The sequence below is a fragment of the Pseudomonas phoenicis genome (assembly GCF_047302395.1).
Taxonomy (GTDB): Bacteria; Pseudomonadota; Gammaproteobacteria; order Pseudomonadales; family Pseudomonadaceae; genus Aquipseudomonas.
This window is the reverse complement of record NZ_CP154852.1, coordinates 2,188,774-2,204,062: the sequence shown is the minus strand read 5'-3', so window position 1 is coordinate 2,204,062 and position 15,289 is coordinate 2,188,774. Positions and strand designations below refer to the sequence as shown.

Sequence of the window (15,289 nt, the reverse complement as noted above, 5' to 3'; positions counted from 1 at the left end):
TGTGCCCCGCCCTACCCCATGAAGCTCGCTCCCGCCCAGCTCAACAAACACTTGCAAGGCGACCTGGCACCGGTCTACATCGTCAGTGGCGATGACCCGCTGCTGTGCCAGGAAGCTGCCGACGCCATCCGCGCCGCCGCGCGCCGGCAGGGCTTCGACGAACGCCAGGTGTTCAGCGCCGATGCCAACTTCGACTGGGGCACCCTGCTCCAGGCCGGGGCCAGCCTGTCGCTGTTCGCCCAGCGGCGCCTGCTGGAACTGCGCTTGCCGTCGGGCAAGCCCGGTGACAAAGGCGGTGCCGCGCTGATCGAGTACTGTGCCCGGCCTGCCGAAGACACCGTGCTGCTGATCAGCCTACCCAAACTCGATGCCAGCGCCCAACGTGGCAAATGGGGCAAAGCCCTGCTCGAAGGGCCGCATTGCCAGTTCGTGCAGATCTGGCCGGTCGATGCCCACCAACTGCCCAACTGGATCAATCAACGTCTGGCCCAAGCCGGGCTGTCTGCGCAGCGCGAGGCGGTCGAGCTGATCGCCGCGCGGGTCGAGGGCAATCTGCTGGCCGCCGCCCAAGAGATCGAGAAGCTCAAGCTGCTGGCCGAGGGCAGTCAGATCACCCTCGAGACCGTTCAGGCTGCCGTGGCCGACAGCGCCCGCTTCGACGTGTTCGGCCTGGTCGATGCCATCCTCAACGGTGATGCCGGGCATGCCTTGCGTGTCCTCGAAGGCTTGCGTGGCGAAGGCGTCGAACCGCCGGTGATCCTCTGGGCGCTGGCCCGTGAGCTGCGCTCGCTGGCCGGGCTGGCGCAACAGTTCAGCCAGGGCGTGCCGCTGGACAAGGCCTTCAGCCAGGCCAAGCCGCCGATCTGGGACAAACGCCGGCCGCTGGTCAGCAAAGCTCTGCAACGCCTCAGTGCGCAACGTTGGGCGCAGCTATTGCAGGATGCCCAACGCATCGACGCGCAGATCAAAGGCCAGGCCGAAGGTTGCCCCTGGGTGAGCTTGAGCCGCCTGACCCTGCTGATGGCCGGACAGCGTCTGGCCTTGCCGGCGCAGTGAACCGCGCGCCGATTGAGACATTCAATTGGCCCCTGCCTGCCACCGGTCCTAAAGTGCGCGCTTCCCTACCCCGCCTCAGGACATCGCCATGAGCAAACGGCTCCAGAAACACGGCCCGAACAAGGCCAAATCCATCGTTGCCCAGCCACTGTTCCGCTGCCGCCAGGAACGTCCCGGCAAAGGCAAAGGCAGCTACCGACGCGAAGCCTTCCAATCGAAAGATTGGGAGGCTTCTTCCTTTCTGGCGGCATGAAAGCAATCGCCGCACAGGCATGATATGGTCGTCGTCTGTCCTGTAATCCCTGGATCTGTGCATGCTCCCCAGTCTTTTCCCTCGCTGGCAATCCCGCCAATTGATCGCAGCATCCAGCCTCGTCCTGCTGGTCGCCTGTGCGGAAAAACCCACCGCCGCCGACGCCGTGCCCCTGGCACCTGCGCAACCTGCGCCCGTCATCGGGCTGACCACGGCCAATGTGGATGCCGGCAGCGAAATCCAGCCCGTACAAACCTTCGCGCAATGGCAGGCGGGCTTCCGTGAACAAGCCTTGCAGGCCGGCATCAGCGCCAGCCTGTTCGACCGTGCCTTCTCCGGCGTCACGCCCGACATGGACGTGATCAAGGCCGATCGCAGCCAACCCGAATTCAGCCGCCCGGTCTGGGAATACCTCGACGGTGCGCTGTCGCCGCTGCGGGTACGCAACGGCAAGCGCCTGCTGCAACAGCACGCCGATCTGCTGGCCCAGCTCGAACAGCGCTACGGCGTCGATCGGCAGATACTGGTGTCGGTGTGGGGCATGGAGAGCAACTTCGGCCAGTTCCAGGGCAGCAAATCGGTGATCCGTTCACTGGCCACCCTGGCCTACGAAGGTCGGCGTCCGCAGTTCGCCCAGGACCAGCTGATCGCCGCCTTGCAGATTCTGCAGAACGGCGACATCCAGCCCGAGGCCATGCGCGGCTCCTGGGCCGGGGCCATGGGCCAGACCCAGTTCATCCCCACCACCTACAACACCCATGCCGTCGACTTCGACGGTGACGGACGCCGCGACATCTGGAACAGCACGCCCGACGCCCTGGCCTCGACCGCCCACTACCTGCAAAGCTCGGGTTGGAAGCGCGGCCAGCCATGGGGCTTCGAGGTCCGAGTGCCTGCAGGCTTCGACTACTGGCAGGCCGATGGCAGCCAGCGCAAAGCGGTCAGCGAGTGGTTGCAGATGGGCGTCACCCTGCCGGCTGGCACCCAACTGCCGGCCGGCAGTAACGAGCTGTCCGCAGCGCTGCTGTTGCCGGCGGGCGCTCGTGGCCCGGCGTTCCTGGTGCTGGACAACTTCCGCGCCATCCTCAAGTACAACAACTCCTCGTCTTACGCCTTGGCAGTGAGCCTGTTGGGCGACCGCTTCTCCGGCTGGGGCTTCATCGCCGGCAGTTGGCCGAAAGACGACACGCCTCTGAGCCGTAGCGAGCGCGTGGAGCTGCAGAACCTGCTCAATGCCAGCGGCCACTCGGCTGGCAACGCCGACGGCATCATCGGCGCCAACACCCGCAAAGCCATCCGCACCGCGCAACAGGCGCTGGGCTGGCCGGCGGATGGGTATCCGACGCACAAGCTGCTCGATAGCCTGCGCGGCCGCTGAGCCTGGCTACGCGCCGGCCAATCCTTGCGGCGCGGCTTCGAACGATGTCAGCCGGCCAAGCGCCGGCTCGCTCATCGCGCTACAGCTACATCGCCGAGCGCTCCATTCGCCCAACCTGACCTTCCCGCGCATACGACCGTGCCGACGCCATGAGGCGCCGGCAGGGCTTAATGCGTGCTACGAACGCTTGCCATTACCACGCGCGACGGGCACTGAGCAGCACCTCTGCCCGGTCACCGTACTGGCACCGGGTAGCACTGCCGCAGCGGGACACGAATTGCTTATCCAGCAGGTTGTTGCCTGACAGCACGAAACGCCAGTCCTCGACGTCGTAGTGCACCGCGGCATCAAGCACGGCGAACGAATCGACGCGCAGGGTATTGGCAGCGTTGGCGTAGGTCGAGCCGACGTATTGCACGCCAGCCCCGAAGCCCAGGCCGTCGAGCGAGCCCTCGTGCAGGGTGTAGTCCAGCCACAGCGAGCCAAGGTGGCGCGGGGTCGCGGTCGGTGCGTTGCCCACGGCCACATCGGTAGGCCCGCCTTTGGTGACTTCGACGTTCTGCAACGTATAGGCACCGAGCAACTTAAGGTTGCGGGTCAGTTCTGCCGTGGCTTCGAATTCAAGACCACGGCTGCGAATCTGGCCCTGTTGCACGCTGGTGAACACGCTGGGGTCAGGCGAGTCGGTCAGGGTGTTGTCCTGACGCAGGTCGAAGGCAGCCGCCGAAAGCGTCGCGTTCATTCCAGGCGGCTGGTACTTCAGGCCTGCTTCCCACTGTTTGGACTTGAGTGGGGAAAAAGGCGTACCGCCCGCCCCGCTGCCCAGTACCGGCTGAAATGAGGTTGAATAGCTCAAATACGGCGCCAGGCCCGAGTCGAATTCGTACATCAGGCCGACACGGCCGCTGAAGGCATCGTCGTGGCTGTCCTGCCGGGTATCGGCCAGGTTGTCTTCGTTCTTGGTAGACACCCAGTCCTGCCGGCCACTGACCACCAGCACCCAGTTGTTCAGCTTCATCTGGTCTTGCAGGTACAGACCCGTCTGAGTCTGTACCTGATGGGTGCGGGTGTCGTTGAAGTCCGGCTTGGCGATGCTGCCGCGCAGTGCCGTGGGGTCGTACAGGTTCAGCGCGTAGCCGTAGTCGTAGCCTTCGCTGTCGTAGAAGTTCTGTGTGGTGAGGTTCAGGCCCATCAACAGCGTGTGGTCGACTTCGCCGGTGCTCAAGTGGCCCTGAACCTGGTTATCGAAATCGAAGTTGTTGAAGCTCGACCCTAGGTTCATGGCCGCACGTTGGATGGTCTGCTGATCGTTGCTCAGGGCGTAGCCGAACAGCGCCTGGTTGTCCAGATCGACATGGGAATAGCGGAAATTCTGGCGCAACGACCAGTCTTCGTTGAAGGCGTGTTCGAGCAGGTACGCCAGCGAATATTGGGTTTTGTCGTAGTTTTCGTAGCTCGGGTTGCTGGTCGCCAGGCTGGTGGGGATACGCTGGCCCAGATGGGTACGGTGCACCGTGCCGTAGTACGGCAGGAAGTTGTTCGAATCCATGGTGTCGTCGCGCAGGTAGCTGGCCATCACCGAGAGCGAGGTCGCCTCGCCCAGGCGGAACGTCAAGGAGGGGGCCAGCAGCGTACGGGTGCCATGCACCGAATCGACTTCGTTGCGGCTGCTGGTTTGTTGGGCGATGACCCGGTACAGAATGTTGTCGTTGCCTTCCACCGGGCCGGACACATCGGCGCCCAGCTGATAACGGTCATGGCTGCCCACCTGGGCATCCACCTGCCCGCGCGCGTAGTCGGTAGGCCGCTTGGACACCATGTTCACCACCCCGCCCGGCTCGCCCTGACCATAAAGCACCGATGCTGGCCCCTTGAGTACCTCGATGCGCTCGAGCTGGTAGGGATCGACGCGGAACTGGTCCAGTGCGCGACCGGGCACCGCAGGTAGACGCGTGCCGTCGAGGTAGAAGAAATCGGCGCTGAAACCGCGCAGGGTGAAGGCATCGTTACGGGTATCGTTGCTGTACGAGGTGTTGACCCCAGCCGTGTAATGCAGCGCCTGATTGAGGTCAGTCACGTTGCGATCGTCGAGCTGTTCGCGACCGATTACCGAGATCGACTGTGGCGTTTCCTGGATCGGCGTGTCGGTCTTGGTCGCCGCCCCCGCCTGGCGCGCAACGAAGCCAGGTACAGGGCCGTCGGCCCGTTCGCGTATCTGCTCGGCCGTCACGCTGGACGCCGGTAGCGCGATGCTCGTGCCAGTGCCTGCGGCCGAACTGACCGCCTCGACGGCGAATACGGGCAGGACCTGCATGCCCATGCCCAGCACCGCCAAGGTGCGCAACTGAAAACCCGCTCTCATTTCATCTCCTGATGTCCCGCGGCGCTCGAACGGCGCTTTTAGGGGTGCTGCCACCTATGTCTGCCGCAGGACACGCCTGTGGCGGCGAGATTTAAATACTAATTATTATCACTTGCAACAATTTGTTACGAGGACATGAGATCGAGCGGGTTTACAGCGAATGGGTTGGCCGCTTCGTGGACCTGACAACCAGCGCGTTCGTGCGGGCTGGAACACACCCCGCCCTCCTTGGCAGGGCGAGTACGCGGCCGATGCCCGCACTGACGGATCTGTTTCGTACTGCCTGCGGCAGAGTGTCAAACCGCGAACAATGCCTGCTCCACGTGCAACGTGCGCGCCGTACTGTCGAGCCTGACCCGCGCCCCGAGCGGCAGACAGACGTTCGGGTCGCAATGCCCGCTGCGCCACCCGGCCAATACCGGAATCCGTAGCGGCTCGAACAGGTCGCGTAACAGAGGCGTCAGCGCCGCTACGGTGATGCCGGCGAAATCCCCTACCAGCACCCCCTTCACACCTTGCAACAGGCCGGCCAGACGCAATTGGGTCAGTAGCCGATCGACCCGGTAAAGCGGCTCGTTGACGTCCTCGATGAACAGGATGCTGCCAGCGAGATTGGCCTGCGCCAGCGTGCCGAGGGTCGCACCGAGCATCGACAGGTTGCCCCCCAGCAACACACCGCTGGCCGAGCCCGGAACGATCTCGGTCAGCGGCCAAGCGGCGGGATGGACAATTGGCGCACCGCTCTGCAAACGCCCACTCAACTGCTCGAACAACGAGGCCTCGGTAGGTTCGGTCTTGGCGCCGAGCAGGTCGGCGTTGAGCATCGCGCCATGGAAGGTGACCAGCCCGGTATGGCGCTGTACGGCGGTGTGCAGCGCAGTGATGTCGCTGTAGCCGATCAGCGGCTTGGGGTGGCGGCGGATCAGCTCGAAGTCCAGGCCGTCGAGCAGGCGCATGCTGCCGTAACCGCCGCGCATGCACAGGATGGCGTCGATGCCTGGGTCGGCGAAGGCGTCGTGCAGGTCTTGCAGACGCTGCGTGTCACTACCGGCGAGATAGCCTTCGGCCGACGTCACGCTGGGATACAGGCGGCAGTGATAGCCGCGCTCGGCGAACCAGCGCTGGGCCTTGTCCGCGTCGAGTCGCGCAGGGCCGGCCGGGGCCACCACGGCGAAGCAGGCACCGGCGCGCAGCGCTCGGGGCAATTGGGTAACGGGTTGCAGACCGCGCATCTTCACTCCTCAAAGGCCATGGCCCTGAACGAAAAATGCCGATGGTACCTTGCGGTACACATCGGCACTGTCGGCACATGTCGCGATCAGAGCTTGATCTTGGCTTCGTGCGCTTGCTGGTCGGCGTGGTAGGACGAACGCACCAGCGGCCCGGAGGCCACATTCTTGAAGCCCATCCTGTAGCCTTCCTCGGCGAACCAGGCGAAGGTGTCGGGGTGCACGAAACGCTGCACCGGCAAGTGGTTGCGCGACGGTTGCAGGTACTGGCCGAGGGTGAGCATGTCGATGTCATGCTCGCGCATGCGGTGCATGACCTCGATGACTTCCTCGTCGGTTTCGCCCAGGCCCAGCATCAGGCCGGACTTGGTCGGCACGTGCGGCACCAGTTGCTTGAATTTCTGCAGCAGGTCGAGCGACCAGTCGTAGTCCGAGCCCGGGCGTGCGGCCTTGTACAGGCGCGGCACGGTTTCCAGATTGTGGTTGAACACATCCGGCGGCTCGTTGGCGGTGATTTCCAGCGCCACGTCCATGCGCCCGCGGTAGTCCGGCACCAGGGTTTCGAGCTGCACGCCCGGCGACAGCGCACGGATCTCGCGGATGCAGTCGGCGAAATGCTGGGCGCCGCCGTCGCGCAGGTCGTCGCGGTCGACCGAAGTGATCACCACGTACTTCAAGCGCAGGTCGGCGATGGCCACGGCGAGGTTCTTCGGCTCGTCGATGTCCAGCGGCCGCGGACGACCGTGGCCGACGTCGCAGAACGGGCAGCGACGGGTGCAGATGTCGCCCATGATCATGAAGGTCGCGGTGCCGCCGGAGAAGCACTCGCCCAGGTTCGGGCAGGACGCCTCTTCGCAGACGCTGTGCAGCTTGTGCTTGCGCAGCAGTTGCTTGATGCGGTCGACCTCGGGCGAGACCGGGATGCGCACGCGGATCCAGTCGGGCTTTTTCGGCAGTTCTTCGGTGGGGATGATCTTCACCGGGATGCGCGCGACCTTCTCGGCGCCGCGCAGCTTGACGCCGGCTTCGACTTTCTTCGGCGGCTGGCGGCGCGGCGCGTCGCTGGCGATGAGGTTCGGCACGGCTTCTTGCACAGTAGTCATATTCAGTCGATTCCGCCCGTGAGGGTCGTCTGCTCTGCGTAGTCGAGGTGCTTGACCAGCTGTTCGCGCAGCCTCGTCCTGACCTCGTCGAGTTCGATCGGGCCTGTGTGGTCGCGTAGCTGGGTCATGGCAAGCCCCGCATACCCACAGGGGTTGATTCGGCGAAACGGCGCCAGGTCCATGTCGACGTTCAGGGCCAGGCCGTGGAAAGCGCAGCCGTTGCGGATGCGCAGGCCCAGCGAGGCGATCTTCGCACCATCGACATAGACGCCCGGCGCATCGGGCTTGGCGGCGGCATGCACCTGGTAGCTGGCCAGCAGCGCCACCAGGCTGGCTTCGATGCGGCTGACCAGCTCGCGCACGCCGATGCCCAGGCGGCGTACGTCCAACAGCAGGTAGGCCACCAGTTGGCCCGGCCCGTGGTAGGTGACCTGGCCACCGCGCTCGGTCTGCACCACCGGAATGTCGCCGGTGAGCATCAGGTGTTCGGGCTTGCCGGCCTGGCCTTGGGTGAACACTGGCAGGTGCTCGACCAGCCAGACTTCGTCCGGCGTGGCGGCGGTGCGCTGCCCGGTGAAACGCCGCATGGCCTCGAGCACCGGTTCGTACGGTTGCAGGCCAAGCACGCGAAACCCCAGGCAGGCGGGCATCAAAGCACCATTTTCACGATGCCGGTGGCACGCAGGGCGCTGTTGATGTCGTGCAACTGGTCTTCGCTGGTCGCCACGATGTGCAGTTGCACGGTGGTGTACTTGCCTTCCTTGCTCTGGCGCTCGGCCAGGGTGGAGAGATCGACTTCAGCGTGTTTCTTGAGGATCTCGATGACCGTGTCGCGGAAATTGACCACGGTGTCGCCGATGACCTTGATCGGGTAGTCGGCGCAGGGAAATTCGATTTTGTGCGACTTGACGTCTGCTTCGCTCATGGCGGTAACGGCCTCGTTAGCCGTGGCAACAACGAAGCCCCCACCATGGGCGGGGGCTTGCCGGGGTCACGTGTCAGTTGAACAAGCCATAGAAGAATAGACGAATGCTATCCCACATACGGCGGATGAAGCCACCTTCCTCGACGGCTTCCAGGGCGATCAGGTCGGCGCTGTGCACCACCTTGTCGTCCAGCTTGACCTCGACCTTGCCGATCACGTCGCCCTGGGCGATGGGAGCGGTCAGTTGCGGGTTGAGGGTCATCGACGCTTGCAGGCGCTTGAGCTGGCCCTTGGGCATGGTCATGGTCAGGTCGTTGGCCAGGCCCGCCTTGACTTGCGAGGTAGCGCCCTTCCACACCGGCGCCTGCGCCAGTTCCGTGCCCTTCTGGTAGAAAGTCTGGGTCTCGTAGAAGCGGAAGCCGTAGGTCAGCAGTTTCTGCGTCTCGGCCGCGCGGGCCTGCTCGCTGTTGGTGCCGAAGACCACGGCGATCAGGCGCTGGCCGTCACGTACGGCGGAAGACACCATGCAGTAGCCGGCTTCTTCGGTGTGGCCGGTTTTCAGACCGTCGACGGTCTTGTCGCGCCACAGCAGCAGGTTGCGGTTGGGCTGCTTGATGTTGTTCCAGAAGAACTCTTTCTGCGAGTAGATGGCGTAGTGGGCCGGATCTTCGTTGATGATCGCGCGCGCCAGCAGGGCCATGTCGTGGGCCGACGAGTAATGCTCGGGGTTCGGCAGGCCGGTCGGGTTCATGAAGTGGCTGTTGCTCATGCCCAGATCGGCGGCGGTCTTGTTCATCATGTCGGCGAAAGCGTCTTCGCTGCCGGCGATGTGCTCGGACAGGGCCACCGAAGCGTCGTTGCCCGACTGGATGATGATGCCGTGCAGCAGGTCGCTGACGGTGACCTGGCTGCCGACCTTGATGAACATGCGCGAGCCGCCGGTGCGCCAGGCGTTTTCGCTGACGGTGACCGGGTCGTTCTCGCCGATCTGCCCGCGGCGGATGTCGAGGGTGGCGATGTAGGCGGTCATCAGCTTGGTCAGGCTGGCAGGCGGCAGGCGCTCGTCACCGTTGTTCTCGACCAGCACGTTGCCGCTGGCGGCATCCATCAGCACGTAGGATTTGGCGGCCAGTTGTGGGGCGGCCGGCACCATCTGCTCCGCCGCGAAGGCAGCGGGCATGATCATCAGCAGCACGGGCAGGCATAGGCGTTGGGCTAGTTTGGTGATGTTCATCCGTCTCTCGTAAATCGCTTAAGGTCTGATGTTCGTGGGCAGAAGCGGCACAGGTACCGAGTTTCCGGGCCACGCCCCACATCAATGTTCAGCCCCCAGGAAAGGGGCTGGCGGGCAAAAACGGCCATTGTACATGGCCGTGCCTGCCGATTCATGACAAAAACCGACCGATTGCCTCAGTCGGCGGTGACCAGCTTGGCCTGACCCAGGTTGGCCAGACGCACGCTGTCCTGCATCTGCTGCACTTCGCCCTGGCTGCCGATCGGCCCCAGGCGCACACGGTGCAAGGTCTGCTGGTTACGCACGATGGAACTGATGAACACCGGCGCGCTGACCATGGTGCTCAGCTTGGAGCGCAGCAGCTCGGCCGCGTCCGGGTTGGCGAAGGCGCCGACCTGGAGGAACATCGCGCCGTTGCCGACGGGCGCGGGATTGCTCGCCACCTGTACCGGCACCACGGCGGCCGCGTGCTGCTGCGGCGGTGGCGTCCATTGCTCGACGCCACCGGTGCTGGCCGGCAGCGGCTGGGTCTGCGCCACTTGTGGCTCTTTGAGCACCAGCGGTGCCGGACGCCCGCGCTGGGCCCACCACTGCTGCGGGTCGATGCCTTCGACGCGCACCCGCGCGGTGCCGATCTCGGCGTAACCGAGCTTTTTGGCGGCGGCGTAGGACAGGTCGATGATGCGGTCGGAATAGAACGGCCCACGGTCGTTGACCCGCAGGATCACGCTGCGCTGGTTGTCGAGATTGGTCACCCGCACGTAGGCCGGCAGCGGCAGGGTCTTGTGCGCCGCGCTCATGCCGTACAGGTCGTAGACCTCGCCGTTGGCGGTGTTCTGGCCGTGGAACTTGGTGCCGTACCACGACGCCGTGCCTTCGGCGCGGTAGTTGCTGAATTGCTGGATCGGGTAGTAGGTCTTGCCCAGCACCGTGTAGGGGTTGGCCTTGTAGGGGCCGGTGTGCAGGGTCGGCGTGGCGTCGGGGATCTTGTTGACGTCCACGTCCCACCAGGGCGCGCCGTCCTTGTGCGCGCGGTTGATGTCCAGGCCCGGCTGGGCGCGTACGATCGCGCCGCCTTTGGGGGCTTTCGCAGTGGTGCTGGTAGGACGGCTGGAAGAGCAGCTCGCCAAGACCAGCGCGGCGGTCAGGCAGCCCAGGACTTTCAAGGTGTTCGCTGTGAAGAATTCGCGCATTTAGTTGACGCCTCGTGCCTTGACCAGCTGCTCGGACAACTGATGCACCGCCATGGCATACATCACGCTGCGGTTGTAGCGGGTGATCGCGTAGAAATTTTTCAGGCCCATCCAGTATTCGGGGCCGTTTTCGCCTTCCAGACGGAACGCCGTGACCGGCAGATCGTCGGGCAGCGCATCTTGACTCGACCAGCCGAGGGCACGCAACTGAGCGACCGTGCTGGCCGGTTCGATGCCCTGGGTCAGGCCCTGGTCGGCCTGCGCACCGCTGACCTGGGCGCGGCTGACCACCGCTTCGCCCTCGACCCAGCCATGGCGCTGGAAGTAGCTGGCGACGCTGCCGATGGCATCGTCGGCGTTGTTCCAGATGTTGATGTGGCCGTCACCGTCGAAGTCCACGGCATAGGCGCGGAAGCTGCTGGGCATGAACTGCGGCAAGCCCATGGCGCCGGCGTAGGAACCCTTGAGGCTGAGCGGATCGACTTGCTGGTCGCGGGCCAGCAGCAGGTACTCGCGCAGTTCCTTGCGGAAGAAGTCGGCGCGCGGCGGGTAGTCGAAGCCCAGGGTCGACAGTGCGTCGATCACCCGGTAGTTGCCGGTGTTGCGGCCGAAGAAGGTTTCCACGCCGATGATCGCCACGATCACCTGCGCAGGCACGCCGAAGGTCTGCTCGGCCCGGGCCAGGGTGGCCTCGTGCTGGCGCCAGAAGTCCACCCCGCGGGCGATGCGCGCGTCGGTGAGGAACATCGGACGGTAGTCCTTCCACGGCTTGACGCGCTCGGCCGGCCGGGAAATGGCGTCGAGGATCGACTGCTTGCGCTCGACTTCGGCGAACACCGCCTGCAACTGCTCGGGGGCGAAGCCGTGGTCGCGGGTCAGCTCGGCGACGAACGCCCGCACTTGCGGCGAGCCGTCGTAATCCCCGGCGCAGGCCTGCGCGGCAGCGCCAAGCAGGCCCAGGGCGCCGATCCACGGCATTTGACGAGCCACCCAGCCACGCACGACTTGCATGTAATTGTTCACCTTATTCAAACCTGCGCGATCCACTTGCGATGCGTGTGGATCGACATCAAAACGCCAAACGCTGACAGCAGCGTCACCAATGAAGTTCCGCCATAGCTGATGAAGGGCAACGGCACGCCCACCACTGGCAGAAGGCCGCTCACCATACCGATATTGACGAACACGTACACGAAGAACGTCATGGTCAGGCTACCGGCCAGCAACTTGCCGTACAGGGTCTGCGCCTGCGCGGTGATGACCAGGCCGCGGCCGATCAGCAGCAGGTAGATGATCAACAGCATGCAGATGCCCACCAGACCGAACTCCTCGCCCAGTACGGCGATGATGAAGTCGGTGTGGCTTTCGGGAAGAAAGTCCAGGTGCGACTGGGTGCCCAGCAGCCAACCCTTGCCGAACACCCCACCCGAGCCGATGGCGGCCTTGGACTGGATGATGTTCCAGCCGGTGCCCAGCGGGTCGCTTTCCGGGTCGAGGAAGGTCAGCACGCGCTGCTTCTGGTAGTCGTGCATGACGAAGAACCACATCGCCACCGCCACCGGCACCGCCGCGGCCAGCACGCTGAGGATCCAGCGCCAGCGCAGCCCGCCCATGAACAGCACGAAGGCGCCGGAGGCGAGGATCAGCAGCGCGGTGCCCAGGTCGGGCTGGCGCACGATGAGGATGAACGGCACGCCGATCAGCACCAGGCTGATCAACACGTGCTTGAGCTGCGGCGGCAAGGTGCGCTTGGCCAGGTACCAGGCGATGGTCGCCGGCATGATGATCTTCATGAATTCCGAGGGCTGGAAGCGGATCACCCCGGGGATGTTGATCCAGCGCGTGGCGCCCATGGCGTTGTGGCCCATGACGTCCACCACCACCAGCAGCATCACCCCCATCAGGTAGGCCAGCGGCACCCAGCGCGCCATGAAGCGCGGTTCGAGCTGGGCGATGACGAACATCGACACCAGGCCCAGACCGAAGGACGAGGCCTGCTTGAGCAGCAGGTCCCAGTTCTTGCCACTGGCCGAATACAGCACGAACAGGCTGCCGGCGGCCAGGGTCAGAAGGATCAGCAGCAGCGGCCCATCGATATGGATGCGCTGCAGAAAGCTCGCGCGGCGACGCATCACGTCTTCGCTGGAGAGCATGCGGTCGAAATTGTTCATCACGGGGCCGGTTCCTCGGCGACGGTGGCAGGCACGGCGGCGGACTTGAGCCGGCCATGTTCATCGAGCAGCCAGGCGTCCATGATCTGGCGCACCACGGGCGCGGCCACACCGGATCCCGACTCGCCGTTCTCGACCATCACCGAAATCACGATCTCGGGCTTTTCGGCCGGGGCGAAGGCGACGAACAGGGCATGGTCGCGGTGGCGCTCCTGGAGCTTGTTGCGGTCGTATTTCTCGCCTTGGCGGATCGCCACCACCTGCGCGGTGCCGCTCTTGCCGGCGATGCGGTACTGCGCGCCGAGCGCGGCCTTGCGCGCGGTGCCGCGTGCGCCCTGCATCACCTGCTCCATGCCGTGGGTGACCTTGTTCCAGTCGGACGGGTCGCGCAGGACGATGTCGGGCATGGGCGTTTCGTCCACCGGCGGCTCGCCTTCGATGGTCTTGGCCAGGCGCGGACGGTTCCACACGCCCTTGTTGGCGATCAGCGCGGTGGCCTGGGCCAGCTGCAAGGGCGTTGCCTGCATGTAACCCTGGCCGATGCCGAGGATCAGCGTTTCGCCGGGGAACCAGGCCTGGCGGCGGGTGGCGCGCTTCCACTCGCGCGACGGCATGAGTCCGGCCGATTCCTCGAACATGTCCAGCGACACACGCTGGCCGATGCCGAACTTGTTCATGTAGGCCGACAAGCGATCGATGCCCATCTTGTGCGCCAGGTCGTAGAAGTAGGTGTCGTTGGAACGCATGATCGCTGTGTCGAGATCGACCCAGCCGTCACCGCTGCGGTTCCAGTTGCGGTACTTGTGGTCGTAGTTGGGCAGTTGGTAGTAGCCGGGGTCGAACACCCGGCTGCCGGCGTTGATCACGCCGCTGTCGAGGCCGGCGATGGCCACGGCCGGCTTGATCGTCGAGCCTGGCGGATACAGCCCGCGCAACACGCGGTTGAACAGCGGTCGGTCGATCGAATCGCGCAGTTCGGCATAGGCCTTGAAACTGATGCCGGTGACGAACAGGTTGGGATCGAAGCTCGGCTGGCTGACCATCGCCAGCACCTCGCCGGTGCGTGGATCGAGCGCCACCACCGCGCCGCGCCGTCCGCCCAGCGCCGCTTCGGCGGCCTCCTGCAGCTTGATGTCCAGGCTCAGCACGATGTCCTTGCCGGGCTTGGGATCGGTGCGCTTGAGCACGCGCAGCACGCGGCCGCGGGCGTTGGTCTCGACCTCTTCGTAGCCGACCTGGCCATGCAGGGCGCTTTCGTAGAAACGCTCGATGCCGGTCTTGCCGATGTGGTGAGTGCCGCTGTAGTTGACCGGGTCGAGGGTCTTGAGCTCTTTCTCGTTGATCCGCCCCACGTAGCCCACCGAATGGGCGAAATGCGCGCCCTGGGGGTAGTGCCGCACCAGTTGCGCCACCACTTCCACGCCGGGCAGGCGGAATTGGTTGACCGCCACGCGGGCGATCTGCTCTTCGGTCAGCTCGAACAGGATGGGCACCGGCTCGAACGGCCGCCGCCCCTGGCGCATGCGCTTTTCGAACAGCACGCGGTCGTCTTCGCTCAGTTGCAGCACCTCGACGATGGCGTCGAGCACCTGCGGCCAGTCGCTGCCGGCGCGTTCGCGGGTCATGCTCAGGCTGAAGCTTGGCCGATTGTCGGCGATGATCACGCCGTTGCGGTCGTAGATCAGCCCACGGGTGGGCGGAATCGGCTGCACGTGCACCCGATTGTTCTCCGACAGCGTGGAGTGGTAGTCGTACTGCACGACCTGCAGGAAGTACAGGCGCGCGATCAGCACGCAGATCAGCAAGGTGACCGCCACGGCGCCGACCACGACGCGCTTGCGCACCAGACGGGCGTCTTTCTCGTGGTCCTTGAGGCGGATCGGCTGCGACATCGGTCAGGCTTACAGGCTATTTATGGTAGGGATGCCCGGACAGCACGGTCCAGGCGCGATAGATCTGTTCGCCGATCAGTATCCTTACCAACGGGTGCGGCAGCGTCAGCGGCGACAGCGACCAACGCTGTTCGGCCCGCGCGCACACCTGCGGGGCCAGCCCCTCCGGACCGCCGACCATCAGGTTGACGGTGCGCGCATCGAGGCGCCAGCGGTCGAGCTCGCCCGCCAACTGCTCGGTGCTCCAGGGCTTGCCGTGCACTTCGAGGGTGACGATGCGCTCGCCCGGCTGCACCTTGCTCAGCATGGCGTCGCCCTCCTGACGGATCAGGCGGGTGACGTCGGCGTTCTTGCCCCGGGTGTTCAGCGGGATCTCCACGAGCTCCAGCGCCATCTCCGCAGGCAGGCGCTTGGCGTACTCGTGCCAGCCTTCCTCGACCCACTTGGGCATGCGCGAACCGACCGCGATCAGACGCAGACGCATGGCGCCGAC

Annotated in this window: 14 protein-coding genes; 3 read left to right on the top strand and 11 right to left on the bottom strand. The window is 64.9% G+C overall.

From position 1 onward, the window contains the following. The first annotated feature begins 18 nt into the window (after nt 1-18). From holA to AA0Z93_RS09940, 3 genes are all read left to right on the top strand, one after another. Nucleotides 19-1,056, top strand: a complete 1,038-nt coding sequence (holA, locus tag AA0Z93_RS09950; RefSeq protein ID WP_413045474.1) for a DNA polymerase III subunit delta — start codon at nt 19-21, stop codon at nt 1,054-1,056. 88 nt (nt 1,057-1,144) lie between these two features. Further along, nucleotides 1,145-1,309 (top strand): alternative ribosome rescue factor ArfA, encoded by a 165-nt coding sequence (gene arfA / locus AA0Z93_RS09945; protein WP_413045475.1) that lies wholly within the window; start codon nt 1,145-1,147, stop codon nt 1,307-1,309. A gap of 61 nt (nt 1,310-1,370) precedes the next feature. Then, nucleotides 1,371-2,687, top strand: a complete 1,317-nt coding sequence (locus AA0Z93_RS09940; protein WP_413045476.1) for a lytic murein transglycosylase — start codon at nt 1,371-1,373, stop codon at nt 2,685-2,687. 193 nt (nt 2,688-2,880) lie between these two features. On the opposite strand, the gene AA0Z93_RS09935 is transcribed toward AA0Z93_RS09940, so the two are convergent. The 11 genes from AA0Z93_RS09935 to rlmH all read right to left on the bottom strand — a co-directional run bounded on the left by AA0Z93_RS09935 (nt 2,881) and on the right by rlmH (nt 15,280). Then, nucleotides 2,881-5,049 carry a TonB-dependent siderophore receptor gene (locus AA0Z93_RS09935; protein WP_413045477.1) on the bottom strand — a complete coding sequence of 723 codons (2,169 nt, stop codon included), beginning with the start codon at nt 5,047-5,049 and terminating at the stop codon, nt 2,881-2,883. Nucleotides 5,050-5,345: 296 nt separating this feature from the next. Further along, nucleotides 5,346-6,281, bottom strand: coding sequence for a S66 peptidase family protein (locus tag AA0Z93_RS09930; protein ID WP_413045478.1), 936 nt, complete (start codon nt 6,279-6,281; stop codon nt 5,346-5,348). Between the two features lie 86 nt (nt 6,282-6,367). Further along, entirely contained in the window at nt 6,368-7,381 is a 1,014-nt protein-coding gene (lipA, locus tag AA0Z93_RS09925) for a lipoyl synthase (RefSeq protein WP_413045479.1), read from the bottom strand. A gap of 2 nt (nt 7,382-7,383) precedes the next feature. After that, nucleotides 7,384-8,031, bottom strand: a complete 648-nt coding sequence (lipB, locus tag AA0Z93_RS09920; RefSeq protein ID WP_413045480.1) for a lipoyl(octanoyl) transferase LipB — start codon at nt 8,029-8,031, stop codon at nt 7,384-7,386. Continuing rightward, nucleotides 8,031-8,306, bottom strand: a complete 276-nt coding sequence (locus AA0Z93_RS09915; protein WP_028695514.1) for a DUF493 domain-containing protein — start codon at nt 8,304-8,306, stop codon at nt 8,031-8,033. The genes lipB and AA0Z93_RS09915 overlap by 1 nt, the downstream gene beginning before the upstream one ends. Before the next feature lie 73 nt (nt 8,307-8,379). Beyond that, complete coding sequence (locus AA0Z93_RS09910; protein WP_413045481.1) at nt 8,380-9,540, bottom strand: D-alanyl-D-alanine carboxypeptidase family protein; 1,161 nt, start codon at nt 9,538-9,540, stop codon at nt 8,380-8,382. 176 nt (nt 9,541-9,716) lie between these two features. Further along, entirely contained in the window at nt 9,717-10,733 is a 1,017-nt protein-coding gene (locus AA0Z93_RS09905) for a septal ring lytic transglycosylase RlpA family protein (RefSeq protein ID WP_413045482.1), read from the bottom strand. Further along, nucleotides 10,734-11,744, bottom strand: coding sequence for a lytic murein transglycosylase B (mltB, locus tag AA0Z93_RS09900; protein WP_413045483.1), 1,011 nt, complete (start codon nt 11,742-11,744; stop codon nt 10,734-10,736). It abuts the gene before it with no gap. A gap of 17 nt (nt 11,745-11,761) precedes the next feature. Beyond that, on the bottom strand, nt 11,762-12,865 hold the full coding sequence (rodA, locus tag AA0Z93_RS09895; RefSeq protein WP_413045572.1) for a rod shape-determining protein RodA: 1,104 nt from the start codon (nt 12,863-12,865) through the stop codon (nt 11,762-11,764). 38 nt (nt 12,866-12,903) lie between these two features. Continuing rightward, nucleotides 12,904-14,796: a penicillin-binding protein 2 gene (gene mrdA, locus AA0Z93_RS09890; protein ID WP_413045484.1), complete on the bottom strand. Its 1,893-nt coding sequence runs from the start codon at nt 14,794-14,796 to the stop codon at nt 12,904-12,906. A gap of 16 nt (nt 14,797-14,812) precedes the next feature. Further along, nucleotides 14,813-15,280, bottom strand: coding sequence for a 23S rRNA (pseudouridine(1915)-N(3))-methyltransferase RlmH (rlmH, locus tag AA0Z93_RS09885; RefSeq protein ID WP_028695508.1), 468 nt, complete (start codon nt 15,278-15,280; stop codon nt 14,813-14,815). Nucleotides 15,281-15,289: the final 9 nt, after the last annotated feature.

Coding starts and splice junctions, on each gene's coding strand:
- holA (WP_413045474.1), top strand. CDS start 19: ATGAAGCTCGCTCCCGCCCAGCTCAACAAACACTTGCAAGGCGACCTG.
- arfA (WP_413045475.1), top strand. CDS start 1,145: ATGAGCAAACGGCTCCAGAAACACGGCCCGAACAAGGCCAAATCCATC.
- AA0Z93_RS09940 (WP_413045476.1), top strand. CDS start 1,371: ATGCTCCCCAGTCTTTTCCCTCGCTGGCAATCCCGCCAATTGATCGCA.
- AA0Z93_RS09935 (WP_413045477.1), bottom strand. CDS start 5,049: ATGAGAGCGGGTTTTCAGTTGCGCACCTTGGCGGTGCTGGGCATGGGC.
- AA0Z93_RS09930 (WP_413045478.1), bottom strand. CDS start 6,281: ATGCGCGGTCTGCAACCCGTTACCCAATTGCCCCGAGCGCTGCGCGCC.
- lipA (WP_413045479.1), bottom strand. CDS start 7,381: ATGACTACTGTGCAAGAAGCCGTGCCGAACCTCATCGCCAGCGACGCG.
- lipB (WP_413045480.1), bottom strand. CDS start 8,031: ATGCCCGCCTGCCTGGGGTTTCGCGTGCTTGGCCTGCAACCGTACGAA.
- AA0Z93_RS09915 (WP_028695514.1), bottom strand. CDS start 8,306: ATGAGCGAAGCAGACGTCAAGTCGCACAAAATCGAATTTCCCTGCGCC.
- AA0Z93_RS09910 (WP_413045481.1), bottom strand. CDS start 9,540: ATGAACATCACCAAACTAGCCCAACGCCTATGCCTGCCCGTGCTGCTG.
- AA0Z93_RS09905 (WP_413045482.1), bottom strand. CDS start 10,733: ATGCGCGAATTCTTCACAGCGAACACCTTGAAAGTCCTGGGCTGCCTG.
- mltB (WP_413045483.1), bottom strand. CDS start 11,744: ATGCAAGTCGTGCGTGGCTGGGTGGCTCGTCAAATGCCGTGGATCGGC.
- rodA (WP_413045572.1), bottom strand. CDS start 12,865: ATGCGTCGCCGCGCGAGCTTTCTGCAGCGCATCCATATCGATGGGCCG.
- mrdA (WP_413045484.1), bottom strand. CDS start 14,796: ATGTCGCAGCCGATCCGCCTCAAGGACCACGAGAAAGACGCCCGTCTG.
- rlmH (WP_028695508.1), bottom strand. CDS start 15,280: ATGCGTCTGCGTCTGATCGCGGTCGGTTCGCGCATGCCCAAGTGGGTC.